Below are 9,216 nucleotides of genomic sequence, written 5' to 3' on the forward strand. Positions count from 1 at the left end.
TAATCTTTTATGATGCTTACCTTTTTTATTTTATCAAAAAGGAGAAAATAGAAATGAAGAAACTTGGAATTGAAATTGAAGATTTTAAAACAATGATTGATGATAACTATTATTATGTTGATAAAACAATGTGGATCAAAGAAGTATTACAACAAAAAATTACTTTTCTTTGTCGTCCTAATGGTTTTGGGAAAACATTAAATCTAAGTATGCTTTATTATTTCTTTTCAATCAAACAAAAACAAAATAATTATTTATTTAATCACCTAAAAATATATGAAGATAGAAAAGCTATGAATCATCAAAATATTTATCCCGTCATTAGTCTTTCATTTAAAAAACTATCTGGTAATAATTTTGATGATCTAGTTAAAGCTTATAAACAGTTACTTCAAAATTGGCTTGATCATAATTTACCTGATTATAATACACTTTTAAATTTTGTAACTTCCAATGATGAACTATTAACTGTTTTAAATACTATCTGTGATTATTTAAAAAATATTTATCATCAAAAGGTAGTTATTTTAATTGATGACTATGATACACCTCTATATTATAGTTCAATTAATGATTTCGATATAACCATGGAAGCCTTTATCAATCAATTAATTGAACAAATTACTAAAATCGAGAACTTATTTGTTGCTGTCTTTACTGGTCAAACAACTTTAAAAATTGAATATTGTCAAAAAATAAATCTAATTAATAATACTGTTTTTACAACAACTCCTACTATTTATTTTGGCTTTAATCAAGATGAAGTAACTAATCTTTTACAAACATATCAATTAATCCATCAAATTAATGATATTGAACAATACTTTGGTGGTTATTACTTTAACGATCAATTCATTTACCATCCACTATGGTTACTAAAAGGAATTTATAATATCCTAAATAATGATTCAATTGAAATCAACTTTAAACTTGATGATAACTGGATCAATCAGTATCTAACAAATTATAGTCCTTTAATCAAAACCGAATTAAATAAATTACTATCAAATCATACGATTATTAAAAAGGTTAATAAAAAATTATCTTATTTTGATTTAACTTCCCTTAATAATATTTATAGCTATTTTATTTATACTGGTTTTCTAACTGATGATAACAGTGTTAATCATTATTTAGCGCTCCAACATTTAAAAATTCCTAATCTTACTGCTAAACAATTTTATATAAATATGCTGACAAATTGGCAAGTTAACTATATTATTAAAAATCGAGACAAACTAATAACAGCTTTACTTAATTATCAAACAAATACTGCTCAAGAAATAATTAACACTATTATGCATTTTTCTATTTCACCACTGCACTATAGTGAAAAATACTACCAGGATATTTTAGCTTTATTACTAGGTCCCTTGATTCAAAAAATTGATAATCAAAATACTTTTTCAATTCAAAACTGGCAAACTAAACATATCTTAAAAACAATTTCGATCCATCTTACTATTTGTAACTATCGTGATAAATTTTTTGAATTAACCAAAAAGAAGATATGTAAAAATAATTATCAGGCTTTATCTTACGAATTATTGGTTTATCAAAATAATTGTTTTTTAAGACTTACAAATAATAATAAAAGTGAATTACACTAATACTCACTTTTATTATTACCATTATTAAATATTCCTTTATTTAAATTGTACCCCTTAATCAAACAAAAATATCAAGACCAAAACTGATGGGCTTGATATTTTTAATTTATAATAAAGTTTGTATTAATAAATATTCATTTATCACTGCCAAATCTAATTCAATAAATCATGTTCATTGACTAATTTTTGCAACTGTTCTTCTAACTCTTCTTCACTTAAATCAAAAAAATCTTGTAACTCAGGATTATCTAGTAATCTTTCAATTTCATCATCTAGATCAAAAGCATCAATTATGGCACTATCAATTTCTTCAATAACTCGATCTCGAGCATAATTGATTTGATTATTATCAAAAAAGTTTTTCAATAAATATAAAATATTCAAATTAGACATCTTGATACATTCCGGTTTACCATAATCATTAGAGAATTCTAAGATCAAAGCAACTAATTCATCAAAAAGTAAGTCTAAAGCCGGATTAGGTATTTCAACAATTACATAATTCTCCCCATCACTTATGACAGCATACATTTTTAACTTACAAGTTGCAAATGTTTCTTCAAAAGGTAAAGCAACAATATCCAGACAAACATTTGTATCAATAGTTTTGTCAGTATCAATCATTACATCAGTATTAAAATACCGGTAATAATCTAAATCATCATAAATATCATGGGCCAATAAATGACTAGATTGGTATTTTCCATTACTAACTTCAATTTCCAATATTTCATCATCTTGATTTTTTAATTCTATTTCTTGTAAACCAATCGCTAATTCCTGTAAGCAAATAAGTAAATCTTGACTTTCGTTAGTTTTAGCTAATGTTGGCAAATATCCGGGTTCGTTTTTTAAAACTACATACTTTCCTTCATTATCCAAAGCTCCTTTTTGTTTAAGCCCTGGTTCAAACAACAAAAATGACCAACAATGATTAAAAACATCATTGAAAAAATTGCCATCCCCTAAATAAAAACCTTCTAATAAATCGTTATAATCTTCATATAATAATAAACAGTAGCCTTCATCATTTCGAAAAATAACCCAATAATTAACAGTTTGACCAAGCAATTTAACTACCTGGAAATTATTAATCGTTTGATTATCTAAAATTTGTTCTATTTCTTGCATTTCTTGTTCAAAAGCTTCACAATAAATACTATCTTTTAATAATTCCTGAATTTCAAAATCCATTAATTGATAATTAATATCATCACTGTCAAAAGTTAACGAATCTCCTGGTTTTTTTAAATCATGACCTATCAACTCAACAAGATAATCATCATCCTCACCTATCAAATTTTCACCTCGATGTTTAATAACAATTGGATATCTTTTTACATCTGATACTATTTTTTCTACCCTGATCTTAAATTCATACGAAACTACATCATTATAATAACTAAAATTCAATCCTTCTTCTAAATGATCTTTTAATAACTCAAACTCGGAAATAATTTCATAGCGCCAGGAAATATCATATAAATCATAGTATTCACCAGATACCCAAATACACTTTTTAAATATTTTAAAATCAAATAAGCAGCGAGTATCTAAACCAAAGATAATTTGAATAACTTGTTGCAAATCTTTAAAAGTCAATTCCTCAGGAACAATCACTCGTCGCCAAATTATTTCGCTACTCCCTTTTACATTTATCTTTAACTGAAAACCCTTCATTTTACTTCTCCTTTATATATCAACATTATATCAAAGAATAATCATAATTAATATTACCAATAATCATAATTTAATTAACGCTAAAAAAGGATATAAACCAATTATACCCTTTCAGCCTCTTTATCGCGATAAAAGATCATTACTAAAATAATTGCTAAGATTCCCGCACTTAATTTAAATAAAATATAAACTAATACTTGAAAACTATCACCAATTCCCGCAATAAAACCTAATTGACCACCAAACACAAAAGCTCCGGAAACACTAAAAGCACCATTAATAATTTTCCCTTTACGATCCATTTTTGAAAATAACGGGATCATAGCAATACTAGTCCCTAGACTAAGCAGCAGACCAATTAAAGCGTTACTGTTAATACCCAGTTTACGACTTAATTTTAAAACCTGAGCCGGAAATTTTTTGATAATAAGATCTGATAAGATCATCGAACCACAAACCACCACGATCATTTTTAAAACAATAACTAAAGCTTCACTGATTAAACTCATACTGGTAATTTTTAAATCAGTAAAAAATAACTGTAAAATTACTAAACCAAATAAAACTATACTTAACATTTTAATTACATAACCAAATAAAGTTAACACAAATAATGTTTTTCGATAAGAAACTGCTAGAGCCAGCACCAAAAGTAAACATAAACAAATAATTGGTAATAAATTGATAACTAAATTAGGAATTTGTAACAGCCAGGCACCAATGATCAATACAATTGGTAAACTTAATATCCCATAAACTAAGCCATTAATAAATGAATCTAAATCATCCTGGTTAAGCGATGATAAAAAGATCGGCATTTGAAAACTAATTGTCTGTCCTAATGATGATGTTAATAAAATTCCTGAAAACAAGATAAAATCAATTGCTCCTAATCCCTCAACTAAAGAATAGCCACCCATATCTGGTGCTAAAATACTGCCAATAATAATGCTTGGATCAATTGGTAAATTAGCAGTTACTTTCGTTATCGTTTCGATATTATTTTGGATCAACGAAATAGCGATACAATAAAAACCAACCATACTCATCGTAATACTGCCCATGGTAGCCATCCCCCGATCAAAAGCAGCAGCTAAACCTAATTTATTGTTAAGCCCTTTGTCTAATAATCCTAATAAACAAAGGAACAACATAATTAAAATAAAGAAATTCATTTTAATCATTTAAAAAAAGCCATTATGGCTTTTTATAATACTCCCGAATACTATCTTGAACGTCAAAATAATTAATTTTCATTGCTTCTTTAGCTCGGTGTAATGTAGCATTAGCTTTTTCATTAGCTTTGATGCAGCCTTGATGTAAAACATCTAAAACATAATCAATATCAGTTTCTAGTTCAGCTCTTCTTTTTCTAATTGGTTCTAAGGTTTCTTCTAAAACATTAAATAAGAATTTCTTGATCTTAACATCACCTAAGCCACCTCGGCGATAATGAGCTTTTAATTCGTCAAGGTTTTTGTATTCCGGTAAATATTTTTCAAAATACTCATCTTTACAAAAACAATCTAAATATGTAAAGACCGTATTTCCTTCAACCGTTCCCGGATCTTCAATCTTAATATGATTAGGATCGGTATACATACTCATTACTTTTTGACGAACTTCTTTACTAGTATCCGCTAAATAAATACAGTTACCTAATGATTTAGACATTTTCGCTTTACCATCAATTCCTGGTAAACGCTGGCATACTTCGTTTTCCGCCAACATAATTTTCGGATTAACTAAAACATCTCCATAGATTCGATTAAAGCTATGAACAATTTCTTTTGTTTGTTCAATTAGTGGCATTTGATCTTCACCAACGGGAACACAGGTAGCATCAAAAGCAGTAATATCAGCTGCTTGAGAAACTGGATAATTTAAAAAACCTACTGGTATACTAGTTTCAAAACCACGTTGTTTAATTTCCTCTTTGATTGTTGGATTACGTTGTAATCTCGATACAGTAACTAGATTCATATAATAAGCTGTAAACTCAAATAATGCTGGTACTTGCGATTGAATAAACATCGTTGTAATTTTAGGATCAAGTCCCACTGACATATAATCAAGGGCTACTTCTAAAATATTACGACGAATTTTTTCCGGATTATCAGCATTATCCGTTAATGCCTGCGAATCAGCAATCATAATATAAATTTCATCAAATTCACCTGAATTTTGTAATTCAACTCTTCTTCTTAGTGAACCAACATAATGTCCTAAATGTAATCTTCCAGTTGGACGATCACCAGTTAAAATAATATTTTTCATAACAATCTCCTTCTTCCAATAAAAAAGGCTTTTATCCTCAAGGATAAAAACCTGCCACCTTGTAAGACACCATCATGTCCTTTTTCTTAACGCGAAAATCACGGCGCCACTACTCCTCGGTGGTTTCATTTTGCTTCTGACCAGGTCCATTCACCAATAACTTTATCTTGATTTCCACCAGCCATCAAGTCTCTATCATAAAGTTTTATTGATTACTCTTCCTAGCTAAACGAATTTAGTATAGATAAAATGATAAAACGGTTTGCTAGTAAATGTCAATACTTTAATTTAAATTTTAAACAAAATATTCTTGATAATAGATAATTCTAATCATATCCATGATCGCCATAAGCTGATAATTAAAACTAATTCCATCAAATCGACCAGGTAAACTAAAGAAATATTTTATCTCTTTTAAATTTTCATTTTCTAATAACCGATTTTGAGTAATTAACATCGTATCACAACGCTGTAATTGGCCTAGCGATTTATTTTGAATAAAATCACGCAACGAACGTCCGGTCGAAGTAAAGAATACCACAAAATCATTTTCTTTAAAATCATTATCAGGATCATAAGCATGATACTGAATTACATTTTTACCCAAAGTAATCAAATCTGTTTGAAACTCAACTGCAATACTGCTTGGAAATAATCCTCCAATAATTACAATTCTTTTAGCCTCATAAATATCATGACAAATCGAAACAATATTATCCATAAATTCATCATAATCATTTACTTCAATCAATTTAAACAAGTCACGATAACTAATACTTAACATTCTAGCTCTAATTTGATCATTTCTTAAAATATCATCAGCTACCAGTTTTTCATGAAACTGATCATAATTTTCAAAACCTAAATAATTTAAAAAACCAATTATTGTCCGTGGATCAATCTTGCTTTCCGCACACACTTGATCAAAATTATATTCAATCATTTTCTTATAATTTGCAATTACAAAAGTACAAAACTGATAATAGCCATCATAAAACAACGTTCCATTTAAATACTTAATAATTCTTGATAATAAAATATCACCCATAACCTATCAGCCTCCTATTAAACTTTTCTACACCATCTAATATATCACTATTTATTGTCAATTATATTATTAAAATAGAGATTGAAAAATAATTGTCACGCTTTATTAATGAATCAAATTTTATTTGAAACAATTATTTCATTTCTTCTTTGGCCTTAGTCATCTTCAAATATGTTTCTTTTTTATACTTAACATTTCTTTCATAATCTAATTTAAAATAACAAGTATAAATACAATCTAATAAATACAATAATGATAGTCGAGTTGAAAACGATGAAATCTTATTATAATGATTTTCATTAGGATTCATATATAAATTATAATCACTTAAATTAATCATTGATTTATTTGAAGTCGAAGAAATCAGTACAATTGGGGTTTTATTCTTTTTCAATAACTTAACTACCTGCTCTACTAAAGCTCCCCGTCCTTCAAAAGAAATAACAATGGCAATATGTTTTTCATTACTCGCTGCTGCCATTAATGATTGTTGATATTGTTCAACTGGAACATTGACAAAACGCCCAATCTCGGCCATCTGGAATTTAAAATTCTCTGCCAAATAAGTATTTCCAGCTGATGTATAAATATCAATATATTTAGCTTTCTTTAATGCCGAAGCAATTAATCTTAACTGATCTAAATCAATTAAATTATTTAAAGCCGTTAAAGTCTGTTCATACAATTCTTTCATTTTAACCGTGATTTGATATTGGGTTTCGGTCTGGGTAAACGGGTAGTTATAATCAATCCCATTTTTTTCCTTTAAATAATCACGAATTGAAGTTGATACCAATACTTTTAACTGGGCTAACCCGTTTAGATCTAATTTTTTACACAAACGATAAATCGTCGGAATAGAAACAAAACAAGCAGAACTAATTTCATCAGCACTCATATTAACAAATCGCTCGGGATTATTTTTCATATAATCAACTAATGTTTTTTCATTAACAGTTAAATCCGTAAGATTATCTAATTTACTAAAAATATTCACGTTTGCTTTCCTCCTTGTAAATGTTTTCCCTATGTATATTTTAAGATTTTAATCGCATTTAAGCAAGAAAAAAGGATTGTTTCCACAATCCTAATCATCTTTTCCGTCCCAACAGTAAGTACATAACTTACATTTATCTAAACCAATTGACTCAATCATATCGTCTAAACGATGATAACGCAATGACGTAAAGTTCGAACGACGGCGAATTTCTTCACACATTTTTTCATATCTTTCACTATCAGGATCAGCATATTCTTGTAATACTTCCTGACTAACATCTTCACCTTCTAAATCACGAATGACCCGACGAGTAATTAAATCTAACTCGGAACTAGAACGTGAAAAGTTTAAATACTTGCAGCCAAATAAAATTGGTGGACAAGCTGGTCGTACATGCACTTCTTTAGCTCCACTTTCATATAAAAACTCTGTTGTTTCCCCTAACTGTGTTCCTCTTACAATTGAATCATCAATCAATAATAAGCTTTTATCTTTAATTAAATCCTGAACTGGAATTAATTTCATCTTGGCAATCATATTACGCTGTTTTTGACTAGTTGGCATAAATGAACGTGGCCAAGTAGGGGTATACTTAATAAATGGGCGAGCAAACGGAATTCCTGATACATTAGAATAACCAACTGCATGAGCAATTCCCGAATCAGGTACTCCGGCAACACTATCAGGTTTAACATCATCACGTTTAGCTAATAAATTACCACAGCGATTACGCATTACCTCAACGTTGATTCCTTCGTATGTTGAAGTTGGGTAACCATAATATACCCATAAAAATGAACATATTTTCATTTTATCACCAGGTTCCTGTTTTACTTCAACTGAATCTGGAGTAATGTAAACAATTTCACCTGGTCCAAGATCTTTATAATGATGATAGCCTAAATTTAAAAAGGCACTGCTTTCAAAAGTAATACAATGACCAGTATCTTTTGCACCAATAATTACCGGTGTTCTTCCATACTTATCACGAGCAGCATAAATACCTTCACTAGTTAAAACCATGATGCTCATTGAACCTTTAACCATTTCCTGGGCGTGATGAATTCCTGAAACAATATCATTTTTTTGACTAATTAAAGCAGCTACTAATTCCGTTGGATTAACTTCACCTGAACTCATTTCTAAAAAGTGAGTTGTTCCATTGTCAAAACATTGTTTTTTTAATTCCTCTAAATTATTAATTCTTCCAACCGTCGTAATCGCAAAAGAGCCGATATGTGACTGTACTAATAATGGCTGTGCTTCATTATCAGAAATACACCCAATTCCTAAATTACCTTCAAACTCATCTATATCTTTTTCAAATTTAGTTCTAAATGGCGAGTTTTCAATATTATGGATCGAACGTTGAAAACCATCTTCACCATGAACCGTCATTCCCCCTCTTCGAGTACCTAAATGTGAATGGTAATCAATACCAAAAAACAAATCTAATACACAACTTTCTTTTGATGCAACACCAAAAAATCCACTCATTTCTTTTATCCTCCAATTTTTTCCACCCCTATTGTATCCTATTTATGACACTTTTGGTACAATTAATTCAAATTTAGCTAAAATATTTCCCTGGAAATAAAAAA

Annotated in this window: 7 protein-coding genes; 1 reads left to right on the top strand and 6 read right to left on the bottom strand. The window is 28.9% G+C overall.

Annotation, left to right across the window (positions count from 1 at the left end; all coding sequences use genetic code 11):
- Window positions 1-53 precede the first annotated feature (53 nt).
- Window positions 54-1,610, top strand: coding sequence for an AAA family ATPase (locus J7M77_RS02300; RefSeq protein ID WP_296875559.1), 1,557 nt, complete (start codon window positions 54-56; stop codon window positions 1,608-1,610).
- A 153-nt stretch (window positions 1,611-1,763) separates the two neighbouring features.
- On the opposite strand, the gene J7M77_RS02305 is transcribed toward J7M77_RS02300, so the two are convergent.
- The 6 genes from J7M77_RS02305 to J7M77_RS02330 form a co-directional block, all read right to left on the bottom strand.
- Entirely contained in the window at window positions 1,764-3,290 is a 1,527-nt protein-coding gene (locus tag J7M77_RS02305) for a hypothetical protein (protein ID WP_296875561.1), read from the bottom strand.
- A 101-nt stretch (window positions 3,291-3,391) separates the two neighbouring features.
- Window positions 3,392-4,474 carry an ethanolamine utilization protein EutH gene (gene eutH / locus J7M77_RS02310; protein ID WP_296875562.1) on the bottom strand — a complete coding sequence of 361 codons (1,083 nt, stop codon included), beginning with the start codon at window positions 4,472-4,474 and terminating at the stop codon, window positions 3,392-3,394.
- Window positions 4,475-4,487: 13 nt separating this feature from the next.
- Window positions 4,488-5,567, bottom strand: a complete 1,080-nt coding sequence (trpS, locus tag J7M77_RS02315; RefSeq protein ID WP_296875563.1) for a tryptophan--tRNA ligase — start codon at window positions 5,565-5,567, stop codon at window positions 4,488-4,490.
- A 295-nt stretch (window positions 5,568-5,862) separates the two neighbouring features.
- Window positions 5,863-6,615: a MurR/RpiR family transcriptional regulator gene (locus J7M77_RS02320; RefSeq protein WP_296875564.1), complete on the bottom strand. Its 753-nt coding sequence runs from the start codon at window positions 6,613-6,615 to the stop codon at window positions 5,863-5,865.
- A gap of 133 nt (window positions 6,616-6,748) precedes the next feature.
- Window positions 6,749-7,612 (bottom strand): MurR/RpiR family transcriptional regulator, encoded by an 864-nt coding sequence (locus J7M77_RS02325; RefSeq protein WP_296875566.1) that lies wholly within the window; start codon window positions 7,610-7,612, stop codon window positions 6,749-6,751.
- 90 nt (window positions 7,613-7,702) lie between these two features.
- Complete coding sequence (locus J7M77_RS02330) at window positions 7,703-9,112, bottom strand: amidophosphoribosyltransferase (RefSeq protein ID WP_296875567.1); 1,410 nt, start codon at window positions 9,110-9,112, stop codon at window positions 7,703-7,705.
- Between the last annotated feature and the right edge of the window lie 104 nt (window positions 9,113-9,216).

Origin of the sequence: Thomasclavelia sp., from assembly GCF_017889095.1 — a bacterium.
Classification (GTDB): domain Bacteria; phylum Bacillota_I; class Bacilli_A; order Erysipelotrichales; family Coprobacillaceae; genus Thomasclavelia.

Excerpts from the sequence above, each read along its gene's own strand:
- eutH (WP_296875562.1), bottom strand. The coding sequence starts at position 4,474 with ATGATTAAAATGAATTTCTTTATTTTAATTATGTTGTTCCTTTGTTTA.
- J7M77_RS02320 (WP_296875564.1), bottom strand. The coding sequence starts at position 6,615 with ATGGGTGATATTTTATTATCAAGAATTATTAAGTATTTAAATGGAACG.
- J7M77_RS02330 (WP_296875567.1), bottom strand. The coding sequence starts at position 9,112 with ATGAGTGGATTTTTTGGTGTTGCATCAAAAGAAAGTTGTGTATTAGAT.
- J7M77_RS02305 (WP_296875561.1), bottom strand. The coding sequence starts at position 3,290 with ATGAAGGGTTTTCAGTTAAAGATAAATGTAAAAGGGAGTAGCGAAATA.
- J7M77_RS02300 (WP_296875559.1), top strand. The coding sequence starts at position 54 with ATGAAGAAACTTGGAATTGAAATTGAAGATTTTAAAACAATGATTGAT.
- trpS (WP_296875563.1), bottom strand. The coding sequence starts at position 5,567 with ATGAAAAATATTATTTTAACTGGTGATCGTCCAACTGGAAGATTACAT.